Source organism: Marinobacter flavimaris (assembly GCF_002933295.1).
GTDB lineage: Bacteria > Pseudomonadota > Gammaproteobacteria > Pseudomonadales > Oleiphilaceae > Marinobacter > Marinobacter flavimaris.
Map to the genome: position 1 here is coordinate 316,978 of NZ_PSSW01000004.1, position 25,862 is coordinate 342,839.

Genomic DNA, 25,862 nt, shown 5'->3' on the forward strand with positions numbered 1-25,862 from the left:
TTACACATCAAAAACAAACCGTTACCCCATGCGTCATGAGCTGGATAAGGTTCTGCCTTACCCTTTCAGGTACGTAACATCTATTTTGCCTTTTTACCTGACAGGATTCTTCATGACCGGATATCGCCTGACCAAACTTTCTCTGGCTATTGGTCTTTCCATTGCCACCAGTTCTGCACTGGCCAGCCCGCAGTCGTTTATGTCTGCCCGCTCTTTTGCCATGGGTGGCACTGGCGTCGCTGTAGCAACACCATCATCAGCGCCGATGGATAACCCAGCGATGATGGCCTCCGATCACCACAGCTGGAACGATGATTTTGGGTTGATGCTGCCCTCGGTGAATGCTCGCGCAGCGGATGAGGAAGAAACAGTTGACCAGGTGGATGATATCCAGGATGTAATCACTGATCTTGAATCGCTGGTTTCCGGTTTTGATCCCAATACCGACGACCCACAAAGTATTCAGGACGGCGCCGCCGATCTCAGCGACCGTTTGACCGAATTCGACAGGGACACCATGCGAGTGAACGCCGGTCTAGGGCTGGGCCTGGCTGTGCCGGGACAATCTCTGGCTGTCGGCGTGTTTACCAATGCAAACCTGACAGCAACCGTTCGTGGTGACGTGTCCGATCAGGATATTACCGCACTGAATGCGATTGCCACTGCAGCAACGGCCCAGGACGTTCAGAATGCCGTCGACCAGATCAGTACGAATGGCACCCTGAACCTGACATCACAAGGAAAAATACTGGCATCCGCCGTCGGGGAAGTGGGCATCAGCTTCGCACGGGCTTTTGAGCTACAGGATGGCAACAGCTTCCAGCTTGGCCTGTCGCCGAAATACGTGGAGCTGCGCACCTTCCAGTACACGGAAGCGGTTTCCGGTTTCGAAGATGACGAATTCGACGATGACCAGTATCAGACTGAAAAGAGCGGCTTCAACCTCGACGTGGGCGCAGCCTACAGCTTTGGTGATTCCAACCAGTGGAACACCGGAATTGTCGTTAAAAACCTGATCCCCATGGAGCTCGACTCCGCTGCGAGCCGGCCTTTGCTCGGAGAGGAAGTTCGCACATTAAAGCTGGACCCGATGGTTACAGCGGGCATCGCGCACAAGAGCGAATACCACGTTATCACCGCGGAAGTGGACCTGACCAAAAAGGAAGCCTTTGGCTTTGAGGACGACACCCAGTGGGCAGCCCTTGGCGCCGAATTCGACGCCTTCCGTTACGCCCAGTTGCGGGTGGGTGTTCGCCACAACCTGGCCAGCAACGATGACAACGACGGCATTGAAGAGAAAACCCAGTTCACGGCAGGTCTCGGACTGAACATTGTCGGCGTCCGCCTCGATATCGGCGCCCTGTACAGCGATGCAGATGCCGGTGCCGCCCTGGAGCTTGGCACCGCGTTCTGATGGAAAGCTGAAAGTGGGGTCAGATGAAGATTTCATCTGACCCCAAGCTCCAATCAAAGCCCGCCCGGGCAATCCGGGCGGGCTTTTTTATGGCCCTCATGCGTCACAGGTTTGCCTGCCCTGCCCGGGAACCGGATAATCCACCGACACACTCCCGAAAGGAATCAGCGATTTCATGCAGGCCTATCTGGTTGGCGGTGCCGTTCGTGACGAATTACTCGGCCTTGAGGTCAAGGACCGGGATTGGGTGGTGGTCGGCGCAACTCCAAAGGAAATGCTAGCCAACGGCTTCAAGCAGGTGGGCGCGGACTTCCCGGTATTTCTGCATCCCCGAACCCGGGAAGAATATGCCCTGGCTCGCACCGAGCGGAAACAGGGGCGCGGCTACCACGGCTTCACTGTTTACAGCGCGCCCGACGTCACCCTTGAGCAGGATTTGAAGCGCCGGGACCTGACCATCAATGCGATGGCAAAAGCTGAAAACGGCGATCTGGTCGACCCCTTTGAAGGCCGCAGAGATATTGAAGATCGCAAGCTTCGGCATGTCTCGGAGGCCTTCGCCGAGGACCCCCTGAGAATTCTTCGCACAGCCCGGTTCGCAGCCCGCTTTCACCCGCTGGGATTTTCCGTGTGCGACCAGACCATGGCCCTGATGAAGCGCATGGTGGATAGCGGAGAAGTAGACCACCTGGTGCCCGAACGGGTCTGGCAAGAATTCCAGCGGGCGCTGCATGAACAGGCGCCCGAGGCCTTTTTCGAAGTTCTTCGTGACTGCGGCGCCCTTGAGGTTCTTATTCCGGAATTAGCTTCGGAAAAAGTCTTTCAACTCGCGATGGCGGCACTTGGCTGCGTCCACCGCCGCTTGCACGCCGAGACGGAGGAGCGTTTTGCGGCCCTGCTCTCCCCCCTGGATGCCCCTGTTGCAAAGGACAGGGGCAAAGCCCTGAAGGCACCCAATGACTGTCAGAATCTGGCGCGACTGGTTACTGCCTTCACACCCCAGATCCGGGACATTGATGCGCAAAGCCCGGAAGCCGAAACGCTTCTGGACCTGCTCGACCAGGCGGACGTCTGGCGCCGCCCGGAACGTTTTTCGCAACTCACGAAGGTGCTCGAGTGCGCCTTGCCGGGCGATTCCCTCACACTGGACCTGCTGCGAACCGCCTCGGAAGCGGCGACCGGCGTTGAGCCGAGAACCCTCCTGGCGCAAGGGTATAAAGGCAAGGAACTGGGCAGCGCAATCCGGACTGAACGCCTGAAACGCATCGGCGACGCCGTCGCCCCGACCAACCACTGAGGAGGCACCATGCCGTCCACAACGCCTGTTGCCCTGATCACCGGCGCAGCCCACCGTCTTGGCGCACAGACTGCCCGGACACTTCACGAAAGAGGGTGGAACCTGGTGATTCACTACCGGACCCGGGAAGAGCAGGCGAACTCACTGATTGCGCAGATGAACCGCCAACGGCCCGACTCCGCCTGCGCCCTGCAGGCGGATTTGAGCCAGTTAACTGGAGTGGACCGGCTGGCCAGTGACGCCATCGCACAGTGGGGCCGACTGGACGCACTGGTGAACAATGCATCGGTCTTCTACCCCACCCCGACCGCAGACGCCACCGAAGACGACTGGAACACAATCCTGAACACCAACCTACGGGCCCCATTTTTCCTGCTTCAGGGATGCCTGGCCGAACTTCGGCGAAACCGCGGCAGCGTCGTAAATCTGATCGATATTTACAGTGAAAGGCCTATCGATGATCACCCGCTGTACTGCGCCACCAAGGCCGGCCTGGCTGCCCTGACGCGCTCCTGGGCAAAAGACCTGGCGCCGGACGTGCGCGTGAACGGCGTATCGCCAGGCGCAATCCTCTGGCCAGAGGGCGAAGCCGAGATGGATCAATCCGCCCAACAGGCAATCCTTCAGAAGACGCCACTGGCCCGCACCGGCAACCCTGACGATATTTCCGAAACCATTGCGTTCCTGATCTGCGATGCGCCCTTTATCACCGGGCAAATCGTCTCTGTTGATGGCGGCCGAAGCCTGAACATGTAGTACAACCCGCGCATGACGGACCTGATCTTTGGCCGGTGACCGCTTTCCGGATACAATGCCAGCAGTTTTCAATCCTGTTCGCGCCGGCCCCAATCCCGCGCGCGCCACTGATCCGGAGAATTCCCATGCGTGATGTCGTTATTGTTGCCGCCCGCCGTACTGCTATCGGAACCTTTGGCGGAGGTCTTTCCAGCCTGAGCGCAGACCAGCTGGGAACCGCCGTCATCAAGGCACTAATGGAAGAAACCGGCGTTGCCGGTGACCAGATCAACGAGGTGGTACTGGGTCAGGTTCTTACCGCCGGTGTTGGCCAGAACCCGGCTCGCCAGTCTGCCATTAACGCCGGCATTCCAGCGTCGGTGCCCGCCATGACCATCAACAAGGTCTGCGGCTCAGGGCTGAAAGCGGTTCACATGGCGGTACAGGCCATCCGCTGTGGCGACGCCGAGATGATGATCGCCGGTGGCCAGGAGAGCATGAGCCAGGCGCCCCATGTGCTGCCCAACAGCCGGAATGGCCAGCGGATGGGCAACTGGTCCATGGTGGATACCATGATCAAGGACGGCCTGTGGGACGCCTTCAACGATTACCACATGGGCATCACGGCCGAGAACATCGTCGAGAAATACGGCATCAGCCGGGACGAGCAGGACGAGTTTGCAGCGGCGTCCCAGCAGAAGGCCGCCGCCGCTCGCGAAGCCGGCTATTTCGATGGGCAGATTGTTCCGGTCTCCATTCCCCAGCGTAAGGGCGACCCGATTGTCGTTGACCGCGATGAAGGCCCCCGCGACGGCGTCACTGCCGAGGGGCTTGGCAAACTCCGTGCGGCCTTCAAGAAAGACGGCACCGTTACCGCCGGCAACGCCTCATCCCTCAACGATGGCGCCGCAGCCGTGATGGTCTGCAGTGCCGAGAAAGCGAAAGAACTGGGGCTGACTCCGATCGCCACCATCAAGGCCTACGCCAACGCAGGCGTGGACCCGACGATTATGGGCACCGGCCCGATCCCGGCCAGCCAGCGGTGTCTGAAGCTTGCCGGCTGGAGCACGGAAGATCTGGACCTGGTGGAAGCCAACGAAGCCTTCGCAGCCCAGGCTATTTCTGTAAATCGCGACATGGGCTGGGACACCGGCAAGGTTAACGTGAACGGCGGCGCCATTGCCCTGGGCCACCCCATCGGCGCATCCGGCTGCCGCATTCTGGTCTCCCTGCTGCATGAAATGGTTCGCCGCGATGTTCACAAGGGCCTGGCCACACTGTGCATCGGTGGCGGCATGGGCGTTGCCCTGGCCGTCGAGCGCTAAGCTTCATGCTCCACGTTGTGCTGTACGAGCCGGAGATACCGCCGAACACCGGCAACATCATCCGGCTCTGCGCCAACACCGGTTGCCAGCTGCATCTGATTGAACCGCTGGGTTTTAACCTGGAAGACAAACAGATGCGGCGGGCCGGGCTGGATTACAGCGAGTACGCAACGGTCAGGATCCACAAGAGTTACCAGGACTTCCTGGCCAGCGAGCAACCCGGACGCCTGTTCGGGTTCACCACCAAAGGCAGCGCCCATTACCACGAAGTGAGCTACCAGGATGGCGACTACCTGATGTTCGGCCCGGAAACCCGCGGCCTTCCCGCTGATGTCCGCGAGGGGTTGCTGCCTGAGCATCGCCTGCGGGTTCCCATGCAACCGCATAGCCGCAGCCTGAATCTCTCCAATACCGCAGCCCTGGCGGTTTACGAGGCCTGGCGGCAGCTGGGGTTTAACGGAGCGACATAAAAAAACCGGCCTGAGCCGGTTTTTTTATATCTGATCACAGTGGTTCGGATCAGTGAGTCTGCTGCTCTTCGCTTGCCTCGCCAGCAGCTTCTTCCTGCTTGCGCTTGAGCGCCTGGGCATAGATGGCGTCGAAGTTCACCGGCGCCAGCATCAGGGCCGGGAAGCTGCCCTTGCTCACAATACCGTCGATCGCTTCGCGCGCATACGGGAACAGGATGGTCGGGCAGTAGGCGCCCAGCATCTGGCCCAGCTGCTGGCCTTCGATGCCCTGCACCAGGAACACGCCGCCCTGCTGGATCTCGACGATGTAAGCTACCTTCTCACCCACTTTCGCGGTGACGGTCAGGGAAAGCACAACCTCGTACTGGTTGTCGCTGACCTTGTTGTGAGACGTATTCAGATCCAGATTCACCTGCGGCTTCCACTGCTCCTGAAATACCAGCGGAGAGTTGGGTGACTCAAAAGACAGGTCCTTCACATAGATGCGCTGAAGGGCAAACTGGGGTTGGTTCTGGTTGTCACTGCCTGCTGCGGCTTGCTGATTCTCAGCCATTTTCAATCCTTTCGTTCTCGATCATGGGCTCGGGGCCCGCTGTTATGGGATGTTATGAAGTGTGCTGCCGGGACATTTTACGTTGGCGCCGGGCCGGCTTATGTGAAACAGTGCGGCAGAATGATCTTCAGATCAAGGGCCGCTCTATTTCTTCACCAGCGGAAGATTGCTGGCTTTCCAGTCGGCAACGCCGCCGTTCAGGCGAACCACATTGCTGAAGCCTTCCGCGTTCAGCTGTTTAACCGCCATGGCAGAATGCTGGCCCATCTTGTCGGCAACGATGATCTGTTTGTCCTTGAACTTGCTCAGCTCACCAACCCGGCTCTTCAGGCTGTTCAGGGGAATGTTGATCGAGCCGGTAATGCGGCCCTCACCAAACTCCTTGCGGTCCCGGATGTCGACTACAACGGCTTCATCCTTGTTGATCAGATTGACCGCACCCTGGGCCGAGATCTTGGCACCGCCACGACGGGACTCCAGAATGAGAATGGCAACCAGGAATGCCACGAACAGCGACACAAGAATGTAGTGGTTAACGACAAATTCAAACAACCGGTCCATGAATTTACCCTGATAATGAGTTTGGCGGGATTATACACAGCCTGCTCCCCGGACAGAAGGTGACGAAAGTGGCCAGTAAATGCGAAAATAGATAAACTTCGTTTTCGTTTTAGTAAATTTACTAACATTTTACTTCCGGACTTAATGATGACTGCAATGCGCAAGCCGACTGCACTGATTATCCTGGACGGCTGGGGCCATCGCGACCCGGCTGAAGACAATGCCATCAGCAATGCCAGCACCCCGTTCTGGGACAAACTCTGGCAAAACCAGCCCAAAACCCTGATCAATACATCGGGTATGTTTGTTGGGCTGCCGCAAGGGCAAATGGGTAACTCGGAAGTTGGCCACATGAACCTGGGCGCAGGGCGCGTGGTCTATCAAAGCCTTACTCGTATCGACAAAGATCTGGAAGAAGGCACTTTCCAGCAGAACGAAGTGCTCTGCTCAGCGATCGACAAGGCTGTCCAAAGCGGCCGAGCCGTTCATCTCATGGGTCTGATGTCGCCCGGTGGTGTACACAGCCACGAAGACCACATTATTGCCGCTGCCGAACTTGCCGCCGCACGTGGCGCGAAGGAAGTTTACATCCACGCCTTCCTCGATGGCCGTGACATGCCGCCCCGCAGCGCAAAACCATCCCTGGAGAAGGCCGCGGCCAAATTGAAGAGCCTCGGCGTCGGCCGCGTTGCCTCGATCGTGGGCCGCTACTATGCCATGGATCGCGACAACCGCTGGGACCGCGTGGAAGCGGCCTACAACCTGATGACCCAGGGCACCGCGGAGTTCACTGCGGCCGATCCGGTATCCGGGCTGGAACAGGCTTATGAGCGCGGGGAAAACGACGAGTTTGTAACGCCAACCCGGATCCACGCTCCGGGCGAGCCCGAGGGAACGATCAACGATGGTGACACGGTGCTGTTCATGAATTTCCGTGCCGACCGTGCCCGGGAAATGACCCGCACCTTTGTGGAGAAGGACTTCGACGGATTCGAGCGCAAGAAGCACCCCGAACTGGCCGACTTCGTGATGCTGACCGAGTATGCGGCGGACATCAAAACTTCCTGCGCCTACCCGCCCGAACAGCTTACCAATGGCCTTGGCGAATACATGGCGAAGCAGGGCAAGACCCAGTTGCGCATCGCCGAAACAGAGAAATACGCCCACGTAACCTTCTTTTTCAATGGCGGCCTGGAAACACCGTTCAACGGTGAAGAGCGCATTCTTGTGCCCTCCCCCAAGGTGGCGACCTACGATCTGCAGCCCGAAATGAGCGCACCAGAGGTAACCGACAAGCTGGTGGAAGCGATCAAGAGCGGCAAGTACGATCTGGTTGTTTGCAATTATGCCAACGGCGACATGGTTGGTCACACCGGCAAGCTGGACGCTGCAATCAAGGCGGCCGAATGCCTGGACGAATGCGTGAAACGCGTTGTCGAGGCCCTGGATGAGGTAGGCGGCGAAGCTCTGATCACGGCTGACCACGGCAACTGCGAACAGATGACCGATCCGAATTCAGGCCAGGTTCACACTGCCCACACCATCGGCCCGGTGCCACTGGTATACACCGGCCACCGCAAAGTTGTGTTGAAGAACGACGGCAGCCTGAGCGACGTTGCGCCCTCTCTCCTAGCCCTGATGGGAATGGAGCAACCGAAGGAAATGACCGGGCACAGCCTGGTTGAGATCGGCTGATCCGGGAACGGAACCAACCCTTGCAACTCCACGCGATTCTGGCGCTCGCCCTCCTTCTGGGCGCAGCGCCGGCTACAGCCCAACAGGATGTAACCCCGGCTCAGATCGAGGAACTCAAGGAACGCATTGAGGACATCGACGATTGGCTGGAGGACGCCGAAGAGGACCGCTCCTCCCTGGAGCGGCAACTTGCCGCGACCGAAAAGAATATCAGCCGCCTGACCCGTGAACGCCGCTCTCTGCGCCAGCAGGCCGAACAGCAGCAGCAGAGGCTCCGTGAACTGGAAAGCGAGGCGCAGGAGCTCACCCGAACCCTTGACCGCCAGCGGGACAGTCTCAAGAAGCAGATCCGCGCCGCCTGGATGGAAGGCGATGCGCCAGCCGTAAAGGTACTGCTTAACGAAATTGATCCGGACAAGATCGCCCGGACCATGACCTACTACGAATACCTTAGCAAGGACACAGTCGACCGCCTGGAGGCGTTCAGACAAAGCCTGCAAGAACTCAGAAGCACACAGGCTGCCGTGCAATCAACCCGGGTTGAACTGGCCAGAACTGAGGAAAACGTCGCTAAACGCCAGCAGGAACTGACGGCATCGAGAAAGGAGCGCCAACAGACACTGGCCGCCCTCAATGCCGACATCCAGAACCGGCGCAGCGAGCGGGAAGAACTGGAATCCGACCGCAAACGGCTTGAAAACCTGCTGGCGGAAGTGCAGCAGGCGATCAACAACATCCCCTCACCCAATGAATCCCAGCCCTTCGCCTCATTACGTAACAAACTGCCCTGGCCCGTAAAGGGACAGGTCCTGAGCCGCTACGGAGAGCGCTATGCCGACGGCAAACTCCGTCGCAACGGCCTGCTGATCGGAACCGGGGACGAAGCGGAGATCCGTGCCATACACTATGGCCGGGTGGTGTTTGCCAACTGGCTTCGGGGCTTTGGCCTGATCACCATCATCGACCACGGCGACGGCTACATGACCCTGTACGGCCACAGCAGCAGCTTGTTTACCAGCCCAGGCGACTGGGTGGCTGCCGGCGAACCCATTGCCCAGGCGGGCCGTACCGGCGGCACAGATTCCCCGGCGCTCTACTTTGAAGTCCGGCACAATGGTAAACCCGACAACCCTGGCCGATGGCTGGCAAACTGAGAGCCCCCGGGAGGGCTGACAAACGCCGCAGGTAACGCCATACTGTTCGGAGTCAGGGAAACCAGTCCAACTATCGGAATAAAAACGGGATATGTGAATGAAACGGGTCAGAAGTACACTCCACGCCTTGCCATTACGCAGCATTGCTCTCGCTACCTGTTTCGCAACCGCTTCCGGACTGGCCTGGGCCCAGGATAAAGACGCCGCCACCGAGCAGCTGCTGGAAGGCATCCAGAACGGCGAACGCGTGGAAATAAGCCTGCCGGATCCGGAGAAGCAGCTGCCACTGGAAGACCTCCGCAAGTTCACCGAGGTATTCAGCCGCATCAAAGATGCGTACGTCGAGGAAGTAAGCGATCGCAAACTCCTCGAAAGCGCCATTAAAGGCATGCTGTCAGACCTCGATCCTCACTCCACCTACCTGGCACCCAAGGACTACGAAGAGCTCGAAGAGAGCACCTCCGGCGAGTTCGGCGGGCTGGGCATTGAAGTGGGCATGGAAAACGGCTTTGTGAAAGTGATTGCCCCCATCGACGACACGCCAGCGCAGAAGGCAGGGGTTCAGGCGGGGGACCTGATCATCAAGCTGGATGAAAAACCGGTTAAAGGCATGAGCCTTGAAGAGGCTGTCCAGCTAATGCGGGGCAAACCCGGCTCGATCCTGACGCTCACCATTATGCGTGAGGGGGAAAGCGCTCCCATCGAAATCGAAGTGGAACGGGACGTTATCAAGGTCACCAGCGTGAAATCCCGAATGCTGGAAAATGGTTACGGTTATGTTCGCATTACCCAGTTCCAGGCGGATACCGGCTCGCAGTTCAAGGATGCCCTCAACGGACTGGAAGACGAACTCGGACGCGATCTTGACGGCCTTGTTATCGACCTGCGCAACAACCCGGGCGGGGTGCTGCAGGCGGCCGTAGAGACCGCAGATGCCCTGCTTGATGACGGACTGATCGTCTACACCGAGGGCCGCATCCAGAGTTCCCGCCTGCGCTTCAGCGCGCGATCGGGCGACATCATGGAAGGCACGCCTATTGTCGTGCTGATCAACGGCGGCTCCGCCTCTGCTTCAGAAATCCTCGCCGGCGCGCTTCAGGACCATGAGCGCGCTGTGGTGATGGGCACAAAGTCCTTTGGCAAGGGCAGCGTCCAGACGGTCATTCCGCTGGATGAGACCCACGCCATCAAGATGACTACCGCGCGCTATTACACACCGGATGGCCGCTCCATCCAGGCCACCGGCATCAAACCCGATATTGAAGTACGGCCGGCGGAACTCAAGGAGCTCGACAGCAAGCCGTTCTTCACCGAAGCGGATCTGAGCGGGCACCTTGAAGGGCAGAACGAGGGGCAGGACCAGGATGGAAACGATGATGCCCAGAACGCAACCGGTTCTCTTGCCGACCGGGATTATCAGCTACGCTCGGCACTGAACCTGCTCAAGGGAATCAGGATTCTGAACCCGAACAAGAGCGCCAAGGCAGAAGGAAGCGATCAGTGAGAGTAGTCAGTACTCTGCTGGCCGTAGCATTCTGTTTTACCGCCGGCACGGTGTCCGCGGAGCCGGCCCGAAAAGCACTGCCGCCCACCATTGCCATCATTATTGATGACATGGGCCACAGCCTTGTTGAAGGTGAGCGACTGGCAAACCTGGATCAGCCGCTCACGCTGGCTTTTCTACCGTACCGTCCACACACGGACAGCCTGGCCCGGCTCGCCTATAAGCAGCACAAGGAAATCATGCTGCACGCCCCCATGGCCAACACCCGCAACTATGGCCTGGGCCCGGGCGGCCTGACCCCCGAGATGGACGAACAGAGCATGGTGACCACCCTTCGCCGTGCCTTGCAGTCGATTCCCCATGTCCAGGGCGTGAACAACCACATGGGCAGCCTGCTGACCCAGCAGCTGCAGCCCATGGACTGGGTCATGAAAGAGCTGTTCCGCTACCCCGTGTACTTTATCGACAGCCGCACCATCGCCTCATCCGTGGCCGGTGATGTCGCAGCGGCGTACCGCATTCCGACCATGACCCGGGACGTGTTTCTCGACCACGAACAGACCGAAGAGTTTGTGGACCGCCAGTTCAAACTGCTGATCAAGCGCGCCAAAGAAAACGGTAGCGCCATCGGCATTGGCCATCCTCACAAAGTCACCGTGGATTACCTGGAGAAGCACCTACCCAAACTGGATGAGCAAGGCATCGCCATTGCCACGGTCAGCGGCCTTTGGGCCATGCGCAACGGCAATCGGGAGATGTTTGCGGAAGGAGAAAAGCAGGCCATTCGACCTGCTTTTGCAAAGAAGGATTAATCGCGGACTTCTATGCCCTGAGCCTTCATGAAGGCCTTCGCTTCAGGAATGGTGTGCTGTCCGAAGTGAAAGATTGACGCCGCCAATACCGCATCGGCACCGCCCTGAGTCACGCCATCAGCCAGGTGCTGCAGCTCTCCGACACCGCCTGAGGCAATCACCGGCACAATCACAGCATCGCTGATGGCTTTGGTCAGCCCGAGATCAAATCCGATCTTGGTGCCGTCCCGGTCCATGCTGGTCAGCAGTAACTCACCAGCGCCCATTTCCACCATCTTGCGGGCCCATTCCACGGCATCCAGCCCTGTGGGCTTGCGGCCACCGTGGGTAAAGATTTCCCACCGGGGCTCCTCGCCCTGTTCACTCACCCGCTTGGCATCAATGGCCACCACGATGCACTGGCTGCCAAAGCGGTCCGCCGCTTCCCGGACAAACTCCGGGTTGAACACGGCTGCGGTATTGATCGACACCTTGTCTGCGCCGGCATTCAGGAGCTTGCGTATGTCATCCACGGTACGCACACCACCGCCGACAGTCAGCGGAATGAAGACTTCCGCCGCCATTCGTTCAACGGTCTCGTAGGTGGTGTCACGGCTCTCATGGCTGGCCGTGATGTCGAGGAAGGTGATTTCATCGGCACCCTGCTCATTGTAACGACGGGCCACTTCCACCGGGTCGCCGGCATCGCGGATATCAACGAAATTGACGCCCTTCACCACGCGGCCTTTATCGACATCGAGGCAGGGAATGATGCGTTTCGCCAGAGCCATAAGCCGCCCTTACCCCTTCAGACCGTCGCAGAAAGCCTGCGCTTCAGCGACATCCAGGGTGCCTTCATAGATCGCACGACCCGTGATGGCACCAAGGATGCCCTTGTCCGCCACGGTAGCCAGGCGTTTCAGATCATCCATATTGGTCACGCCACCAGAGGCGATAACCGGAATTCCGCCCTCTTCTGCCAGTGCGGCTGTTGCTTCCACATTAACGCCCTGCATCATGCCGTCTCGGCTGATATCGGTGTACACAATCGCGTCCACGCCGTCGTTGGCAAAGCGCTTGGCAAGATCGGTAGCCATCACTTCCGAGACCTCCGCCCAGCCATCGGTGGCCACGCGGCCGTCTTTGGCGTCCAGGCCGACGATGATGTGACCCGGGAATTTTTTGCACATCTCAGTGACAAATTCCGGCTCCTTCACCGCCTTGGTGCCAATGATGACCCACTGCACACCGGCCTTCAGGTAGGCTTCGATGGTTTCTGCCGACCGGATACCGCCACCGATCTGGATGGGAAGATCCGGGTATTTACGGGCAATGGCCTGGACAATCTCGCCGTTGACCGGCTCACCGGCAAACGCGCCGTTCAGGTCAACCAGGTGCAGCCGGCGGGCGCCGGCTTCCACCCAGCGAGTGGCCATATTGACAGGATCGTCACCAAACACCGTGGAGTCGTCCATCCGGCCCTGACGCAGGCGTACACATTTACCGTCTTTCAGATCGATTGCAGGAATTATCAGCATTTTCCAGTCCAGTTTGTAAAATTCTCGAGCAACTGCAGGCCCGCCCGGGCACTTTTCTCCGGGTGGAATTGCACTGCAAAAATATTGTCTCGCGCGACTGCTGCCGCAAGGTCCACCCCATAGCGGGTGCGGCCTGCCATATCGGCGTTGCCCTCGGCTTCTGCGTAGAAGCTGTGCACGAAGTAGAAACGGTCACCCTCGGGAATGTTATGCCAAAGGGGGTGATCAATGGTCTGCTGCACCTGGTTCCAGCCCATGTGGGGCACTTTCAGGCGCTCGCCGTTTTCCGTGAGGTGGTCACCGAAATAGCGTACTTGCGAAGGAAACAGGCCGATGCAGTCAACGCCGCCGTTCTCTTCACTGCGGGACATCAGGGCCTGCATGCCCACGCAGATGCCAAGAAACGGGCGATCCTGAGAGACCTCACGAACCAGATCCACTACCCCGAGACGATGCATTTCGGCCATACAGTCGCGAATGGCACCAACGCCAGGGAGGATGACACGATCGGCTTCACGGATTTTTTCGGCGTTGTCGGTGACCAGCACGGTGGTGTCCGGGGCAACGTGCTCAACTGCTTTTTTGGCAGAGTGAAGATTGCCCATGCCGTAGTCGATAATGGCAACGGTTTTCATGGTTGTTGCGGTGTCCTTGATTGACCGGTCAAACATGACCGGTTAAAGCGAGCCTTCTGACGACGAGGCGTTTACAGCGAACCCTTGGTAGACGGTGTAATACCGGCCATCCGCTCGTCCATTTCAATCGCCATACGCAGGGCACGGCCGAAGGCCTTGAACACGGTTTCAATCTGATGGTGGGTGTTTTTACCCTTCAGATTGTCGATGTGCAGGGTCACCATGGAATGGTTCACGAAGCCGTGGAAAAACTCCTCGAACAGGTCGACGTCAAAGCCACCCACGGCACCGCGAGTGTACGGCACATCCATCATCAGGCCCGGGCGACCGGACAGATCGATAACGACTCGGGAGAGCGCCTCATCCAGCGGGACATAAGCGTGGCCGTAGCGGCGAATGCCCTTTTTGTCGCCAACCGCCTGTTTGAAGGCCTGGCCAAGGGTTATGCCGATGTCTTCCACGGTGTGGTGGTCATCAATGTGCAGGTCGCCCTTCGAAACGATATTCAGATCCACCAGACCGTGGCGGGCGATCTGGTCCATCATGTGCTCCAGAAACGGCACGCCGGTATCGAAACTGGATTTGCCGGTTCCGTCGAGATCAATCTCAACGGTGATCTGGGTTTCAAGGGTATTTCTCTCTACCCGAGCCTTGCGTTCGGCCATGGGGACTCCGTGACAATTGAGCGGCATAAAGCCGGAAAAATTCGATCCGGCGATTATACCTTTTATGTCGGCTGGAGTCCCACAACCGGTTTAATCGCTACGATAGCGAAGTGCAGGTATATGGCAGAAAGGGCTGCGTCAGAACGCCTTCTTCAGATTGTTCATGTAAGTGTCTACGAGGCTGTTGAACTCGTGCTTGATAACCGGGCTGATGGCCAACTTGAGCAGGCTGGGCAGGGGCACAGTCAACTCTGCGCTGGTCTGGAACTTCACGGCGGTGGCATTATCGCCCTTGGACTTGATGGTCCAGGAACCACTCACGACGCCATTGCCCTCGCCCTTCACCGGCTCCCAGGTAATCTTGCCGGCGTCTTTGTCCGAGTGATATTTGCAAGCGTACACCGACTGGATGGCATGTTTGTCGACGCCCACTTTTTCCATTTCCCAACGGTAGGCGTTATCGCCAAGGTCGGTAAGTTTGTGGACTTTCGGGAAGTGACTGGCTGAACGTGGCACATCCGCCAGCAAATCGAACACTTCATCATAGCTGCCCGGAATCTCAAGTTCGCGGTTCAGCTCAATCGAAACGGTAATAGCCACGGCCAACTCCTTCTTGTGTTTATAGGTATCAATGTAGTCCGAAAATCAGGGTCGTGTATTTTGGCCCAACACTACCGCATTGTCATACTCCCGCGCTGTTAATTTGTTAACCCTGCGTTATCCTTTGGGTCATTAGCGTCGGTATTCACAGCGAATACTGCAAGCTCCTAAAAATAGGAAGGAAGCCTGAATCATGAAAGCCGTCCGTTATGTGCTGATTGCCATCGTTGCACTGATCGTTCTTGCCGTGGCTGCCGTTGCCATCGCCATGGCCGTGATCAACCCCAACGATTACAAACCGCAGATTGAACAGGCCGTTGAGGATGCCACGAACCTGGATCTGGTCCTTGAAGGCGACATCGGCTGGTCTTTTATCCCACTTGGCCTTGAGCTGAATTCCGTAGAGGCCACCCTGGAAGGTGACCGCTTTGTTGCCCTTGAGCAACTGGTGGCCCAGATCGATTTCTGGTCACTGATTGCCATGTCCCCGAGGGTGAATACCTTCGTACTGGACGGGCTGGACGCCCGACTCGAAGTGGACGAACAGGGCAACGGCAACTGGACCCGCATTATGCCCGAGAAGGCGGCGGGAGCGGCAACCGAGGAAACGGCCGGAACCCAGGATGAACAGGCACAAGAGAGCGAGGGCGCCGGCGGCGAGCCTCTGAACTTCAACGTTGAAAACGTTCAGATCAGCAACGCCCAGGTGCACTACACCGACAAGAGCACCGGCCAGTCGGTCACGCTGGAGAACTTCACCGTCAACGCCAGCAACATTACTCTGGGCTCCGAGTTCCCGCTGGAAATCGGGTTCCGGGTAGCCACCACCCAGCCCACGTTTGAAGTGGATGGCAATATCAGCGCCCGCCTCGCCGCCAACGAGGCTCTCAACGAGTTCGCCGTATCCGGTCTGAATGCCGTGTTTGACATGACCGGAGAGCCGTTCGGTGGCAAAGAGGTCACGGCTGAACTGGCGGGCTCTGCCAGGGCGAACCTGGAAAACGAGACCGCTAACCTGAGCGGCTTTACCGCCAGCCTGGCCAACCTGAACCTGTCGACCGATCTTGACGTTACCGGATTCGGCGACAAGCCAACCCTGAGCGGCGAGATCTCCATCGCCGAGTTCTCGCTGAAGGATCTTCTGAACAACCTCGGCCAGCCCCCGGTGGAAACCAGCGATCCGGACGTACTTGAAGCCATCGCCTTCTCCACCGGTATTGGCGGTCCGGCCGGCAAGGTGGAGCTCACCGACCTGACCATCAAACTGGATGACACCACCTTCACTGGTTCCGGCAGTTACAACCTTGCCGACACAGGCGTTGTCTTCCAGCTCCAGGGCGACCAGTTGAATGCCGACCGATACCTGCCACCAAAAGCGGAAGGAGAGGCGGAGGAAGCACCCGCATCCCAGGAAACCGCTGCAGCCGGACCCGAAGGCGACCTTCTGCCCCTGGAGACCATTCGCAGCCTGCTGCTGGATATTGATCTGGGACTCGGCCAGCTGATCGTCAGCAACCTGACTATCAACGAAATCAAAGCCAGCACCACCGCGAAAAACGGCCTGCTCAAGGTTGATGAGTTCAGCGGCAAACTGTACGAGGGCAGCTTTGGTGCCAACGTGACCATCGACGCCCGCAGCGACAATCCGAAATGGACCGTTGGCTCAGACGTAACCAATGTACAGACCCTGCCTTTGCTCACCGATCTGGCAGAAGTGGATATGCTCGCCGGCGGGGCAAATCTCAAAGTGAACGCCAACACCTCTGGCAACCGGATCTCGGCACTGCGCAGCAATGCTGACGGACAGATCAGCTTCAACCTCGCAGAGGGCGAGTTCCGCCGAATGAACCTCACACGCATGGCCTGCCAGGGCATCGCTCTGGTCAACCAGGATGAGCTGACGACCACCGATTGGGGCACTACCACGCCGTTCAACGACATGCGCGGCACCCTGGAAATCAACGGCAACAGCCTCAACAACACAGATCTCGTGGCGGCGCTGGCCGGCATGCGCCTCGAGGGCAATGGCACGGTGGATCTGGCCCTGAGCGAACTGGATTATGAGGTTGGGCTAAGAGTCGTTGGTGAAATCCACCGGGACAACGCCTGCCGCGTTACCGAATATGTAGAAAACGCGGTTATTCCCGTGGAGTGCCGTGGCAACTTCGCCGAGGACCCGGCAGGACTTTGCTCCTTTGACGGCTCCCGCTTCCGGGACACCCTGAAGACCATCGCCGAAAATGCCGCCAAGGCGAAAGCCCGTGAGGAAGTGGACAAGGCAAAAGCCAAGGCGGAAGAGAAGGTTAAAGAAAAGGTGCAGGAACAGATCGGCGACAAACTCAAAGGACTGTTCAACTGATGCCGGACAGCTTCGCCAACAAACTGCTCCAATGGTACGACTGCCACGGCCGGCATGACCTGCCGTGGCATCACAACCGGAATGCCTACCGTGTGTGGGTTTCCGAAATCATGCTGCAGCAGACACAGGTAACCACGGTTATCCCCTACTTCGAAGCGTTCATGGAACGCTTCCCGGACGTTCATGCCCTGGCCGAAGCCCCGGTGGATGATGTGCTCAGCCACTGGTCCGGCCTTGGTTACTACGCCAGGGCCCGCAACCTGCAGAAAGCCGCCCAGACGGTGGTGCGCGAGTTCGATGGTGAGTTCCCGCAAACCCAGGAGGAGCTTGAATCCCTGACCGGCATTGGCCGCTCCACAGCCGCCGCCATATTGGCCCAGGCCTTCGGCATTCGCGCCGCCATACTGGATGGCAATGTGAAACGGGTGCTGGCACGCTACCATGCCATCCCCGGCTGGCCCGGCCAGACAGCCGTGCTTAACCAGCTGTGGCAACGGGCCGAAGAGCACACTCCGGAACAGCGGGTGCGCGACTACACCCAGGGCATTATGGATCTCGGCGCCATGGTGTGTACCCGCAGCCGCCCGGCCTGCGAGAGCTGCCCGCTGCAAGAGGGCTGCAGAGCCTACGCCCAGGGTGAAACCTCACTCTACCCCGGCTCCAAACCGAAAAAGGCCAAGCCGGAGAAATCCACCTGGATGGTGATTCTTGAGGATGGCGAGGGGCGCATTCTGCTTGAGCGTCGCCCGCCCAGTGGCATCTGGGGCGGCCTCTGGAGCCTGCCGGAACTAGACCCGGCCTACGGAGCCGATGAGCTTCAGGAAGCCTGCGAACAGAGCCTGGGGCTGGATTGCGCAGAACCAGAGCTTATCAACGGCTTTCGACATACCTTTTCCCATTACCACCTGCACATACAGCCCGCCCGACTAAACGTCACCGGCGGCGCCAACACCGTTGCAGACAAGGATCATCTGAAATGGCTACACCGCCATGAAGCCCTGAACCTCGGCCTGCCTGCTCCAATCCGGTCGCTGCTTACCGAACCGGAGCAAGCAGCTCTGCTTTGATCCAGTGCGCTGGCCCCCTCAGCCGCAACGATCTGTTATCATCACCGCCAGCAACATTTGCCAACAGGAGCCATCATGAGCCGTACTGTTTTCTGCCGCAAATACCAGAAAGAACTGGAAGGCCTGGACTTCCCGCCCATGCCCGGCGCCAAGGGCCAGGACATTTTCGAGAACATCTCGAAGCAGGCCTGGGAAGAATGGCAGGCCCAGCAGACCATGCTGATCAACGAAAAACACCTGAGCCTGATGGACCCCAACACCCGCAAGTACCTGCAGGCGCAGATGGAACATTTTTTCAACAACGAACCGTTCGACAAGGCCGAGGGCTACGTTCCACCGGAACAATAACCCCGGATTGATCAAAGCCTGAGCATGCCTGAAAAGATTCAGAAATTTTTCCGGCCTAGCCTTGACTCAAAACATCGAAACCGGTTTAATAGCGCCCCGTTGCACAGCAGTAGCGCAACATGCCCGGATAGCTCAGTTGGTAGAGCAGGGGATTGAAAATCCCCGTGTCGGTGGTTCGATTCCGCCTCCGGGCACCATTAAGAATTCAGACAGAACCCGCCTTGTGCGGGTTTTGTTGTTTCTGACGCCCTAGAAAGCCGACTCATGCTGGGATTCTTTGGGCATTGCTAGTCCTGGGATCAATGCGCTCTTCCATCAACCGTCGCTCACACATGGCCCTTTTCAGTTCCGAGTAATTGGTGGGGCTCGGATCTTCTTTGTAGCGCTCCTGGGCCAGTCTCGCCAGGTCGCACTTATCAAGCCACTTCTCAATCAACTCTGCAGTCTTCATAGCCACCTCGTTTCGTTGAATTTACCCGGTCAGCATAAAGTCTCTGCCACAGAGCTATCTCGGTTGTTTTTCGCATGAATTGTGGCGAAACATGGAGTGCATTGAGGATCAGAAATGAAAAAGCCCGCTTCATGCGGGCTTTGGAGAGTCTACCAAGTTTTGCCGGTTACTCACTAACCACCGTCACCGGACGATGGGCATGCCTGACGACCTTCTCGCTCACACTGCCAAGAGTGAGGCTTCTCAACGTAGAGTCGCCGCGGCGCCCCAGAAACATATGGGAGCCGGGATGTTCATCGAGGTACTCGACGATTTCCTTGGCCGGATCACCCTTTAGCAGGACTTCTTCCGCCGGCTCAACAATCCCGCTTACCGCCTGCTTCGCGGCATCAAATGCCTTGCGTCCGTATTCGCTGGCTTGTTCGTCAATGTCACTCTGCGGTATGCCACTTACGATCAGTCTCTCGAGCTTGGTACCGGGGAAGACGGCAAGCAGTTTGAGTGGCTGGCTCGTCGCTTTGGCAAACTCTGCTGCCATTTTGGCGGCGTGTGATGAATGCTCCGAACCGTCACACGCGACTACGATGCTTTGATTTCCATTTGCCATGTCATCAACTCCTTTCCTGATCAATGTTTAACCAAACTAACATTGCTGCGACCATACGAGGGTTGATTGAAATCAATTACAGCGGGATCGGTTTTATGGTCGAAGCGCATTTGTACCTATTGCCGGAACCTGTGGCACCATTAATCCTTGCGCTGCCGAGACGGCAATTGATGACAAGGAGTGATTGAAATGCTGATGGCCATTGGGGCGATCATTGCAGGCCTGATTCTGCTGGTGTGGAGTGCGGACAAATTTGTGGAAGGCTCGGCTACCACAGCCAGCCACTTCGGTACGCCACCACTGCTCATCGGTATGGTTGTGGTGGGTTTCGGCACGTCTGCGCCAGAGATGGCCGTGTCTGCACTGGCGGCCTCGCAGGGTAATCCCGGTCTGGCTCTGGGCAACGCCTATGGCTCAAATATCACCAACATTGCGTTGATTCTGGGCATCACAGCCCTGCTGGCGCCGATCGCCGTTCACTCCCAGGTCATGCGAAAGGAGCTACCCATTCTCATTCTGGTCACCGCCTTTGCCGGCTGGCAACTGTGGGACGGAGATCTGAGCCGGATGGATGCCATCGGTCTGATGCTGGCTTTCGTTGTACTGATTGGCTGGAGCATCTACCAGGGCCTTCGGCAACCAGACGATGCTCTCGCTACAGAGATGACCGAAGAAGTGAACGCAATGCCAGTGCGCAAAGCCATTTTATGGCTGGTGGTCGGACTGCTGCTGTTGATTATCAGCTCCCGCATACTGGTGTGGGGTGCGGTTGATCTGGCGACCACCTTTGGCATCAGCGATCTGGTTATCGGCCTGACCATCGTGGCCGTTGGTACATCACTTCCGGAACTTGCCTCATCCATCATTGCCGCCCGCAAAGGAGAGCATGATCTGGCCCTGGGCAACATTCTGGGTTCCAACCTGTTTAACACCCTTGCCGTCGTGGGGATTGCAGGACTGATTGCCCCCATGCCGGTGGCGCCAGAAGTGCTCACCCGTGACTTCCCGGTAATGGCTGCCCTCACCCTGGTTCTGTTTGCCATGTGCTATGGCTTCCGCGGGCCCGGACGTGTCAACCGGTTTGAAGGGAGCGCCCTGCTACTTGCCTTCGTGGCTTATACCGTGTATCTGTTGGCTTTTTCGGGAGCGTAAATCATGTCACTTGCAGCCTGGCTGACCTTCCTTGTTGCAGCCGTTCTGATCAGTGTGTCCCCGGGTGCAGGGGCGATCAATACCATGAGTAATGGTATGCGTTACGGCGTTCGCCGATCGCTGCCGGCAATCATGGGGCTGCAGCTTGGTTTTGGCATCCAGATTCTGCTGGTGGGTGCCGGCCTCGGCGCCATCATCGCGTCCTCCAACATCGCCCTGTCGGTTATCAAATGGCTGGGTGTTGCCTACCTGATCTGGCTGGGCATTTCTAAATGGCGAGAGCCTGTGATGGAATCCATGGACGATGACCGTCAGCCCGTTAGCGGGTACAAGCGGTTCTGGAATGCCGTGTTCGTGAACCTCACCAACCCCAAGGCCACGGTCTTTCTGGTGGCCCTGTTTCCACAGTTTCTGGTAGCAGGCGCACCCCATGGCCCGCAGTTGCTCACCATGGGCATCACACTGATTCTGGTGGATTGCCTGGTAATGCTCGGCTACGCCCTGCTGGCAAGCCAGCTGTTCCGGTTTATGACCACAGCCCGGCGCCAGCGGCAGATGAACCGCGTATTTGGCGGCCTGTTTGTGACCGCCGCTGTCGCCCTGGCCAGCTTCAAGCGCGCCTGATATCAGCCTGAATCAGCGCAGGATGCACTCGCGGCTCAGCTTTTGGCTGAGCGTCCTGCGCTGCTGCCGGAGACTGTTCCCCCGGTCGTTGCTATAGCCCGCCCGCAGTTTAGACTGGATCCGCTCCAGTTTGCTTCTATAGGTTGCGCAGGTCTTCTCCAGCTCGGCATCGGCCTTTTCTTTTGCCGTTGCTCCGGAGCCCGTCGGGCGACCGGAGGCAAGCAGGCCTTCAACCTCTTTGCGGATTCCTGACACGCGTTTGCCTTGCCCGAGATTCTCGGACATCGGCACCGTGACAGGCGCCTGCACGTCAAGCTGCTTATGGGGAATTTCTCCCGGCGGGTAATCGGAAAAATGCGCTACGCCCCGGCTGTCTATCCAGGTGTATACCTCGGCACTGACTGCTGAAGTGAGAAATAAAGACAAAACAAGACCAGCCATCATCCTTGGCATACGGTTCCACTCCCTGTGGTTCGGTAATTTGGTGGGGCAGTATAGCGAAAAAAGCCCCGGGCTTGGGGGCAGATAGGCTAGGGGCCAGATGAACACCTCATCCGACCCCGATTTCGGTTTTACTGGTCGAGAAGCTCGATCCAGTGCTGCACCGGCACCGGCGACTTGGTTTCCAGGTGCATCTGGCAACCGATATTGGCGGTCACGATGCGGTCCGGATTGTCGACGGTCAAAGCCTTCAGTTTGTTACCAAGCAGCTTCTGGCTCATCTCCGGCTGGGTCACCGAATAGGTGCCCGCAGACCCACAGCAAAGGTGCTTGTCCTTGGTCGCAGCCAGGTTAACACCCGCCCGTGTCAGCACCTGCTCCACCACACCGTTCTGCTTCATTGCGTGCTGCAGGGTGCAGGGACAATGGAATGCCACCTTGCCCGGGTCCTGCCGGACCTTGAGCTTTTCCAGATCCTGTTTCAGCAAAAAGGCGCCGAGATCGGTGCACAGTTCGCTCACCTTCTGGGCCTTGGCGGCATAGACCGGATCGTCCTTCAACAGATGACCGTAATCCTGAACCATCGCCCCGCAACCGGAAGCCGTCATGATGATTGCCTCAGCACCCGCCTCGATAGCGGGCCACCAGGCATCAATGTTCTGGCGCATTCTTTCCAGGCCTTTCTCGTGCTCGGAAAGGTGATAATTCACGGCACCACAGCAGCCAGCCTCCGGGGCTTCCACCATGGTAATGCCGAGCCGATCCAGAACCCGGGCGGCGGCTGCATTGGTATTCGGAGTGGCCGAAGGCTGCACGCAACCGGCCAGTGCCAGCACAATACGGCTGTGACTGGCTGCAGGCCAGGGGCTGGCCTGCTTTCTGGGCGGCACCTTGGTGCGCAGTTTTTCCGGTAATACCGGGCGGAAAACCTGCCCCAGACGAAGCAGAACACCGAACAACTGGCGGTTGGGAATCACCCGCGCCAGGGCCCAGCGCAGCCACTTGTCTTTCGGCTCCCTGGGCATCTCCTTTTCCATCAGACCGCGGCTGATGTCCACCAGACGCCCATACTGGACACCGGACGGACAGGTGGTCTCACAGCTGCGGCAAGTCAGGCAGCGGTCCAGGTGCTCGCGGGTTTTCTCGGTAACTTCCGCCCCTTCCAGGAACATCTTCATCAGGTAGATCCGGCCACGAGGACCATCACGCTCGTCGTTCAGTTCCTGATAGGTCGGGCAGGTCGCGGTGCAAAAGCCACAATGCACACAGGCCCTCAGGATCGACTCGGCTTCCTGGCCTTCCTTGGTGTTAGCAAATTGTTGAACCAGATTCGTCTGCATAATTACAACCAGCTGTATAAACGTCCGGGATTGAAGATATTGTCCGGATCAAAGGCATTCTTGATGCGGCGCTGAATGCCCTTCAGGGCCTCCGGCTGGTGATGCATCACCTCACCGGTGCGATCGCCACCACGGAACAGGCTGACCTGGCCACCGGCAGCTCGGGCCGCAGGCTCCAGATCTTTCAGCTCACCGGCGCCACGGAACCAGCGCTGGGAACCGGCCCAGTCGATAAACCAGTTACCTTCCAGTTTCGGTGTGGCAGCTGTCGAACCAACGGAGAAGCGCCATAAAGGCACGTCGTTACCGGCAAAAAATTCGTGACGCATATCCTGCACCTGTCGCCAGAAGTGGTCGCCCTCTTCCATCACTTCGCCGGACCACTTTTCAGCGGTGGCTTCCACACCGGATTTCGCACCGGCCAGGCGCAGGTAAACCTTGCCGTCCACCCAGCAGGCGGCGGTGATGGGCTTGGGCTCGGCCGCCCGGCTGTTCATATAGTGAACCACCTCGTCCATGCCCATTTCCTGAACCAGGGTCAGGGAAGCGGCCGGTTTCGGCATCACTTTCATGCTGATTTCAGTGATTACGCCCAGAGTTCCCAGGGCACCGGCCTGAAGACGTGATACGTCATAGCCGGCCACGTTTTTCATGACCTGACCACCAAAGCGAAGATGTTCGCCCTTGCCATTGAGCAGCCGGATACCCAGCACCTGGTCACGCACCGAGCCGGCCCAGGGGCGTCCCGGACCGGAAAGGTTACAGGCCAGGGTGCCGCCGATGGTGGAGGCGGCACCAAAATGGGGTGGCTCAAAATGCAGGCACTGACCTTCTTCAGCCAGAGTCGCCTCGATTTCGCTCAGCGGCGTACCGGCACGGACGGTCAAAACAAGCTCCACCGGGTGATAGTCAACGATACCGGTATGCTCGCCCACGTTGAGGGTTCCGGCATCGGTGTCGGCTTCCCGGCCCATAAAGGCCTTGGTGCCACCGCCGACAATATTGAGTTTGTGCCCGCTCTCCCGGGCCTGGAGCACCTGCTCCTTCAACTGTTGGGAAATATCAGCCATGGGCGGCTTCCGTATGTTCGTGCGTGTGTTGTTTGTGCTCAAGGGAGCGGTATTCCTGGCAGAACCGAAGGGCCGGTACGCCCTTGCCCGGGTTCAGGATACCGGCGGGATCAAACGCGGCCTTTACGTCGTGGAACTGCTGGAGCTCCTCATCGTTGAACTGCACTGCCATCTGGCGAATCTTTTCAACGCCAACGCCGTGTTCACCGGTAATGCAGCCACCTACCTCCACACACATTTCCAGGATGCGTGAACCGAAGGCCTCCGTGCGCTCGAATTCGCCGGGCACATTCGCATCAAACAGGATCAGCGGGTGCAGGTTGCCATCGCCGGCATGGAACACGTTGGCGACGCGCAGACCAAACTCCTCGGACATCTTCTCCATTTCCGTCAGAACATAGGCGATCTCACGACGGGGAATGGTACCGTCCATGCAGTAGTAGTCCGGTGAAATCCGGCCCACGGCCGGGAACGCAGACTTACGGCCTTTCCACAGCAGGGCTCGCTCTTCCTCGCTCTGAGAGGTCCGAACCGAAGTGGCACCCAGCTTTCGGAAGACTTCTTCGGCCTGGGCAATGTGTTCGTGAACTTCCTCCTCGGTGCCGTCCACTTCACAGAGCAACAACGCCTTGGCGTCCCGCGGGTAGCCGGCCTGGGCGAAGTCATCCGCTGCGATGATGGCGTGGCCATCCATCATTTCAAGGCCACCAGGGATAATGCCGTGGGAGATAATCCCGCCCACGGCGTCACCACCTTTCTGCACGTCATCAAACCCGGCCATGACAACCTGGGCTACTTCGGGTTTCGGCAACAGCTTCACTTTGACTTCCGTCACCACACCCAGCAGCCCCTCGGAGCCGGTCATCAGCGCAAGCAGGTCCATCCCACAGCCGTCCAGACCATCACTGCCCACGGTCACGACATCACCCTCGGCGGTGACCATTTCCACGCTCAGGATGTTGTGAACGGTCAGACCGTACTTGAGGCAATGCACGCCGCCCGAGTTCTCGGCCACGTTACCGCCAATGGTGCAGGCGATCTGCGAGGAAGGATCTGGCCCGTAATACAGACCGTACTGGGCCGCTTCTTCGCTGATGGCGAGGTTTCGCACCCCGGGCTGCAGTCTTGCCGTTCGGGCCAGCGGATCAATCTCCACGATGCGATTGAACTTGGCCAGCGACAGTACCACGCCCTCCTTGTTGGGCATGGCACCGGCACTGAGTCCCGTTCCGGCTCCACGGGCCACCACAGGTACCGCGTTCTCGTTACAGATGCGCATCACCCGCTGCACCTGTTCAACGGTTTCCGGCAGCACCACCAGCAACGGCATTTCGCAATACATCGACATGCCGTCGCATTCGTAGGGCTTCATGGTTTCGTCATCGGTGATGACGTAGTCCGGGTCGATAAACGCCCGGAACTGCTCCGCCAGCTCGGCTTTGCTGACTTTCGGCTTGGTAGTCATA

Annotated in this window: 27 protein-coding genes and 1 tRNA gene; 15 read left to right on the plus strand and 13 right to left on the minus strand. The window is 58.4% G+C overall.

All coding sequences use genetic code 11. The features are described 5' to 3' along the window. The first annotated feature begins 112 nt into the window (after positions 1 to 112). The 5 genes from traF (at position 113) to trmL (ending at position 5,241) form a co-directional block, all read left to right on the plus strand. The gene (traF, locus tag MDHKLMBL_RS09965; RefSeq protein WP_008169329.1) at positions 113 to 1,414 is read left to right on the plus strand and encodes a conjugal transfer protein TraF; all 1,302 of its coding nucleotides are present in this window, start codon (positions 113 to 115) and stop codon (positions 1,412 to 1,414) included. A 175-nt stretch (positions 1,415 to 1,589) separates the two neighbouring features. Further along, complete coding sequence (locus MDHKLMBL_RS09970) at positions 1,590 to 2,711, plus strand: tRNA nucleotidyltransferase/poly(A) polymerase-related protein (RefSeq protein ID WP_104270735.1); 1,122 nt, start codon at positions 1,590 to 1,592, stop codon at positions 2,709 to 2,711. 9 nt (positions 2,712 to 2,720) lie between these two features. Beyond that, entirely contained in the window at positions 2,721 to 3,467 is a 747-nt protein-coding gene (locus MDHKLMBL_RS09975) for a pteridine reductase (protein WP_008169327.1), read from the plus strand. 125 nt (positions 3,468 to 3,592) lie between these two features. Further along, entirely contained in the window at positions 3,593 to 4,771 is a 1,179-nt protein-coding gene (locus MDHKLMBL_RS09980; RefSeq protein WP_008169326.1) for an acetyl-CoA C-acetyltransferase, read from the plus strand. 5 nt (positions 4,772 to 4,776) lie between these two features. Continuing rightward, a complete protein-coding gene (gene trmL / locus MDHKLMBL_RS09985) occupies positions 4,777 to 5,241 on the plus strand; it encodes a tRNA (uridine(34)/cytosine(34)/5-carboxymethylaminomethyluridine(34)-2'-O)-methyltransferase TrmL (RefSeq protein ID WP_008169325.1) in 465 nt (154 codons plus the stop codon). Positions 5,242 to 5,290: 49 nt separating this feature from the next. Here trmL and secB read toward each other — a convergent pair whose 3' ends face one another. Together secB and MDHKLMBL_RS09995 are read right to left on the minus strand one after the other, a co-directional pair. Next, the gene (gene secB, locus MDHKLMBL_RS09990; protein ID WP_008169324.1) at positions 5,291 to 5,794 is read right to left on the minus strand and encodes a protein-export chaperone SecB; all 504 of its coding nucleotides are present in this window, start codon (positions 5,792 to 5,794) and stop codon (positions 5,291 to 5,293) included. A gap of 144 nt (positions 5,795 to 5,938) precedes the next feature. After that, a complete protein-coding gene (locus MDHKLMBL_RS09995; protein ID WP_008169323.1) occupies positions 5,939 to 6,355 on the minus strand; it encodes a rhodanese-like domain-containing protein in 417 nt (138 codons plus the stop codon). Positions 6,356 to 6,502: 147 nt separating this feature from the next. Between MDHKLMBL_RS09995 and gpmM the strand changes: the two genes are divergently transcribed. The 4 genes from gpmM to MDHKLMBL_RS10015 all read left to right on the plus strand — a co-directional run bounded on the left by gpmM (position 6,503) and on the right by MDHKLMBL_RS10015 (position 11,520). Continuing rightward, entirely contained in the window at positions 6,503 to 8,050 is a 1,548-nt protein-coding gene (gpmM, locus tag MDHKLMBL_RS10000; protein ID WP_104270736.1) for a 2,3-bisphosphoglycerate-independent phosphoglycerate mutase, read from the plus strand. A gap of 20 nt (positions 8,051 to 8,070) precedes the next feature. Further along, entirely contained in the window at positions 8,071 to 9,204 is a 1,134-nt protein-coding gene (locus MDHKLMBL_RS10005) for a murein hydrolase activator EnvC family protein (protein WP_008169321.1), read from the plus strand. A gap of 97 nt (positions 9,205 to 9,301) precedes the next feature. Next, the gene (locus MDHKLMBL_RS10010; RefSeq protein ID WP_008169320.1) at positions 9,302 to 10,708 is read left to right on the plus strand and encodes a S41 family peptidase; all 1,407 of its coding nucleotides are present in this window, start codon (positions 9,302 to 9,304) and stop codon (positions 10,706 to 10,708) included. Next, the gene (locus MDHKLMBL_RS10015; RefSeq protein ID WP_008169319.1) at positions 10,705 to 11,520 is read left to right on the plus strand and encodes a divergent polysaccharide deacetylase family protein; all 816 of its coding nucleotides are present in this window, start codon (positions 10,705 to 10,707) and stop codon (positions 11,518 to 11,520) included. The genes MDHKLMBL_RS10010 and MDHKLMBL_RS10015 overlap by 4 nt, the downstream gene beginning before the upstream one ends. Here the strand turns inward: MDHKLMBL_RS10015 and hisF are convergent. The 5 genes from hisF to MDHKLMBL_RS10040 form a co-directional block, all read right to left on the minus strand. Then, positions 11,517 to 12,290 carry an imidazole glycerol phosphate synthase subunit HisF gene (gene hisF / locus MDHKLMBL_RS10020; protein WP_008169318.1) on the minus strand — a complete coding sequence of 258 codons (774 nt, stop codon included), beginning with the start codon at positions 12,288 to 12,290 and terminating at the stop codon, positions 11,517 to 11,519. The two genes, MDHKLMBL_RS10015 and hisF, sit on opposite strands and share 4 nt — an antisense overlap. A 9-nt stretch (positions 12,291 to 12,299) precedes the next feature. After that, complete coding sequence (hisA, locus tag MDHKLMBL_RS10025) at positions 12,300 to 13,037, minus strand: 1-(5-phosphoribosyl)-5-[(5-phosphoribosylamino)methylideneamino]imidazole-4-carboxamide isomerase (protein WP_008169315.1); 738 nt, start codon at positions 13,035 to 13,037, stop codon at positions 12,300 to 12,302. Then, positions 13,031 to 13,672, minus strand: coding sequence for an imidazole glycerol phosphate synthase subunit HisH (hisH, locus tag MDHKLMBL_RS10030; RefSeq protein WP_053115467.1), 642 nt, complete (start codon positions 13,670 to 13,672; stop codon positions 13,031 to 13,033). The genes hisA and hisH overlap by 7 nt, the downstream gene beginning before the upstream one ends. A 71-nt stretch (positions 13,673 to 13,743) precedes the next feature. After that, the gene (gene hisB / locus MDHKLMBL_RS10035) at positions 13,744 to 14,337 is read right to left on the minus strand and encodes an imidazoleglycerol-phosphate dehydratase HisB (protein ID WP_007153401.1); all 594 of its coding nucleotides are present in this window, start codon (positions 14,335 to 14,337) and stop codon (positions 13,744 to 13,746) included. Between the two features lie 138 nt (positions 14,338 to 14,475). Further along, a complete protein-coding gene (locus MDHKLMBL_RS10040) occupies positions 14,476 to 14,937 on the minus strand; it encodes an SRPBCC family protein (RefSeq protein ID WP_008169307.1) in 462 nt (153 codons plus the stop codon). A 193-nt stretch (positions 14,938 to 15,130) separates the two neighbouring features. On the opposite strand from MDHKLMBL_RS10040, the gene MDHKLMBL_RS10045 reads away from it, so the two are divergent. The 4 genes from MDHKLMBL_RS10045 (at position 15,131) to MDHKLMBL_RS10060 (ending at position 18,908) form a co-directional block, all read left to right on the plus strand. Further along, positions 15,131 to 17,296 carry an AsmA family protein gene (locus MDHKLMBL_RS10045; RefSeq protein ID WP_104270737.1) on the plus strand — a complete coding sequence of 722 codons (2,166 nt, stop codon included), beginning with the start codon at positions 15,131 to 15,133 and terminating at the stop codon, positions 17,294 to 17,296. Next, entirely contained in the window at positions 17,296 to 18,363 is a 1,068-nt protein-coding gene (gene mutY, locus MDHKLMBL_RS10050; RefSeq protein WP_008169303.1) for an A/G-specific adenine glycosylase, read from the plus strand. The genes MDHKLMBL_RS10045 and mutY overlap by 1 nt, the downstream gene beginning before the upstream one ends. A gap of 75 nt (positions 18,364 to 18,438) precedes the next feature. Beyond that, complete coding sequence (locus MDHKLMBL_RS10055; RefSeq protein WP_008169302.1) at positions 18,439 to 18,711, plus strand: oxidative damage protection protein; 273 nt, start codon at positions 18,439 to 18,441, stop codon at positions 18,709 to 18,711. 121 nt (positions 18,712 to 18,832) lie between these two features. Further along, a tRNA-Phe gene (locus MDHKLMBL_RS10060) sits at positions 18,833 to 18,908 on the plus strand. A gap of 65 nt (positions 18,909 to 18,973) precedes the next feature. Here the strand turns inward: MDHKLMBL_RS10060 and MDHKLMBL_RS10065 are convergent. Together MDHKLMBL_RS10065 and MDHKLMBL_RS10070 are read right to left on the minus strand one after the other, a co-directional pair. Then, positions 18,974 to 19,162, minus strand: a complete 189-nt coding sequence (locus MDHKLMBL_RS10065) for a hypothetical protein (protein ID WP_008169300.1) — start codon at positions 19,160 to 19,162, stop codon at positions 18,974 to 18,976. A gap of 166 nt (positions 19,163 to 19,328) precedes the next feature. Then, positions 19,329 to 19,769: a universal stress protein gene (locus MDHKLMBL_RS10070; protein WP_053113016.1), complete on the minus strand. Its 441-nt coding sequence runs from the start codon at positions 19,767 to 19,769 to the stop codon at positions 19,329 to 19,331. A 189-nt stretch (positions 19,770 to 19,958) separates the two neighbouring features. Here MDHKLMBL_RS10070 and MDHKLMBL_RS10075 point away from each other — a divergent pair, with 189 nt between their 5' ends. Both MDHKLMBL_RS10075 and rhtB read left to right on the plus strand, forming a co-directional pair. Then, positions 19,959 to 20,921: a calcium/sodium antiporter gene (locus MDHKLMBL_RS10075; protein WP_008169295.1), complete on the plus strand. Its 963-nt coding sequence runs from the start codon at positions 19,959 to 19,961 to the stop codon at positions 20,919 to 20,921. Positions 20,922 to 20,924: 3 nt separating this feature from the next. Further along, the gene (gene rhtB, locus MDHKLMBL_RS10080) at positions 20,925 to 21,545 is read left to right on the plus strand and encodes a homoserine/homoserine lactone efflux protein (RefSeq protein ID WP_008169293.1); all 621 of its coding nucleotides are present in this window, start codon (positions 20,925 to 20,927) and stop codon (positions 21,543 to 21,545) included. A 12-nt stretch (positions 21,546 to 21,557) separates the two neighbouring features. Here the strand turns inward: rhtB and MDHKLMBL_RS10085 are convergent, their stop codons facing one another. The 4 genes from MDHKLMBL_RS10085 to MDHKLMBL_RS10100 form a co-directional block, all read right to left on the minus strand. Continuing rightward, positions 21,558 to 21,998 (minus strand): DUF4124 domain-containing protein, encoded by a 441-nt coding sequence (locus MDHKLMBL_RS10085; protein ID WP_008169290.1) that lies wholly within the window; start codon positions 21,996 to 21,998, stop codon positions 21,558 to 21,560. Positions 21,999 to 22,117: 119 nt separating this feature from the next. Continuing rightward, a complete protein-coding gene (glcF, locus tag MDHKLMBL_RS10090; RefSeq protein WP_008169287.1) occupies positions 22,118 to 23,326 on the minus strand; it encodes a glycolate oxidase subunit GlcF in 1,209 nt (402 codons plus the stop codon). Between the two features lie 2 nt (positions 23,327 to 23,328). Beyond that, positions 23,329 to 24,396 carry a glycolate oxidase subunit GlcE gene (gene glcE, locus MDHKLMBL_RS10095; protein WP_008169285.1) on the minus strand — a complete coding sequence of 356 codons (1,068 nt, stop codon included), beginning with the start codon at positions 24,394 to 24,396 and terminating at the stop codon, positions 23,329 to 23,331. Continuing rightward, entirely contained in the window at positions 24,389 to 25,861 is a 1,473-nt protein-coding gene (locus tag MDHKLMBL_RS10100) for an FAD-linked oxidase C-terminal domain-containing protein (RefSeq protein WP_008169283.1), read from the minus strand. The genes glcE and MDHKLMBL_RS10100 overlap by 8 nt, the downstream gene beginning before the upstream one ends. Position 25,862: the final 1 nt, after the last annotated feature.

Bases quoted from the DNA above. Each gene is read 5' to 3' on its own strand.
- traF (WP_008169329.1), top strand. From the start codon at position 113: ATGACCGGATATCGCCTGACCAAACTTTCTCTGGCTATTGGTCTTTCC.
- MDHKLMBL_RS09970 (WP_104270735.1), top strand. From the start codon at position 1,590: ATGCAGGCCTATCTGGTTGGCGGTGCCGTTCGTGACGAATTACTCGGC.
- MDHKLMBL_RS09975 (WP_008169327.1), top strand. From the start codon at position 2,721: ATGCCGTCCACAACGCCTGTTGCCCTGATCACCGGCGCAGCCCACCGT.
- MDHKLMBL_RS09980 (WP_008169326.1), top strand. From the start codon at position 3,593: ATGCGTGATGTCGTTATTGTTGCCGCCCGCCGTACTGCTATCGGAACC.
- trmL (WP_008169325.1), top strand. From the start codon at position 4,777: ATGCTCCACGTTGTGCTGTACGAGCCGGAGATACCGCCGAACACCGGC.
- secB (WP_008169324.1), bottom strand. From the start codon at position 5,794: ATGGCTGAGAATCAGCAAGCCGCAGCAGGCAGTGACAACCAGAACCAA.
- MDHKLMBL_RS09995 (WP_008169323.1), bottom strand. From the start codon at position 6,355: ATGGACCGGTTGTTTGAATTTGTCGTTAACCACTACATTCTTGTGTCG.
- gpmM (WP_104270736.1), top strand. From the start codon at position 6,503: ATGACTGCAATGCGCAAGCCGACTGCACTGATTATCCTGGACGGCTGG.
- MDHKLMBL_RS10010 (WP_008169320.1), top strand. From the start codon at position 9,302: ATGAAACGGGTCAGAAGTACACTCCACGCCTTGCCATTACGCAGCATT.
- hisF (WP_008169318.1), bottom strand. From the start codon at position 12,290: ATGGCTCTGGCGAAACGCATCATTCCCTGCCTCGATGTCGATAAAGGC.
- hisA (WP_008169315.1), bottom strand. From the start codon at position 13,037: ATGCTGATAATTCCTGCAATCGATCTGAAAGACGGTAAATGTGTACGC.
- hisH (WP_053115467.1), bottom strand. From the start codon at position 13,672: ATGAAAACCGTTGCCATTATCGACTACGGCATGGGCAATCTTCACTCT.
- hisB (WP_007153401.1), bottom strand. From the start codon at position 14,337: ATGGCCGAACGCAAGGCTCGGGTAGAGAGAAATACCCTTGAAACCCAG.
- MDHKLMBL_RS10045 (WP_104270737.1), top strand. From the start codon at position 15,131: ATGAAAGCCGTCCGTTATGTGCTGATTGCCATCGTTGCACTGATCGTT.
- mutY (WP_008169303.1), top strand. From the start codon at position 17,296: ATGCCGGACAGCTTCGCCAACAAACTGCTCCAATGGTACGACTGCCAC.
- MDHKLMBL_RS10055 (WP_008169302.1), top strand. From the start codon at position 18,439: ATGAGCCGTACTGTTTTCTGCCGCAAATACCAGAAAGAACTGGAAGGC.
- MDHKLMBL_RS10065 (WP_008169300.1), bottom strand. From the start codon at position 19,162: ATGAAGACTGCAGAGTTGATTGAGAAGTGGCTTGATAAGTGCGACCTG.
- MDHKLMBL_RS10070 (WP_053113016.1), bottom strand. From the start codon at position 19,769: ATGGCAAATGGAAATCAAAGCATCGTAGTCGCGTGTGACGGTTCGGAG.
- MDHKLMBL_RS10075 (WP_008169295.1), top strand. From the start codon at position 19,959: ATGCTGATGGCCATTGGGGCGATCATTGCAGGCCTGATTCTGCTGGTG.
- rhtB (WP_008169293.1), top strand. From the start codon at position 20,925: ATGTCACTTGCAGCCTGGCTGACCTTCCTTGTTGCAGCCGTTCTGATC.
- MDHKLMBL_RS10085 (WP_008169290.1), bottom strand. From the start codon at position 21,998: ATGCCAAGGATGATGGCTGGTCTTGTTTTGTCTTTATTTCTCACTTCA.
- glcF (WP_008169287.1), bottom strand. From the start codon at position 23,326: ATGCAGACGAATCTGGTTCAACAATTTGCTAACACCAAGGAAGGCCAG.
- glcE (WP_008169285.1), bottom strand. From the start codon at position 24,396: ATGGCTGATATTTCCCAACAGTTGAAGGAGCAGGTGCTCCAGGCCCGG.
- MDHKLMBL_RS10100 (WP_008169283.1), bottom strand. From the start codon at position 25,861: ATGACTACCAAGCCGAAAGTCAGCAAAGCCGAGCTGGCGGAGCAGTTC.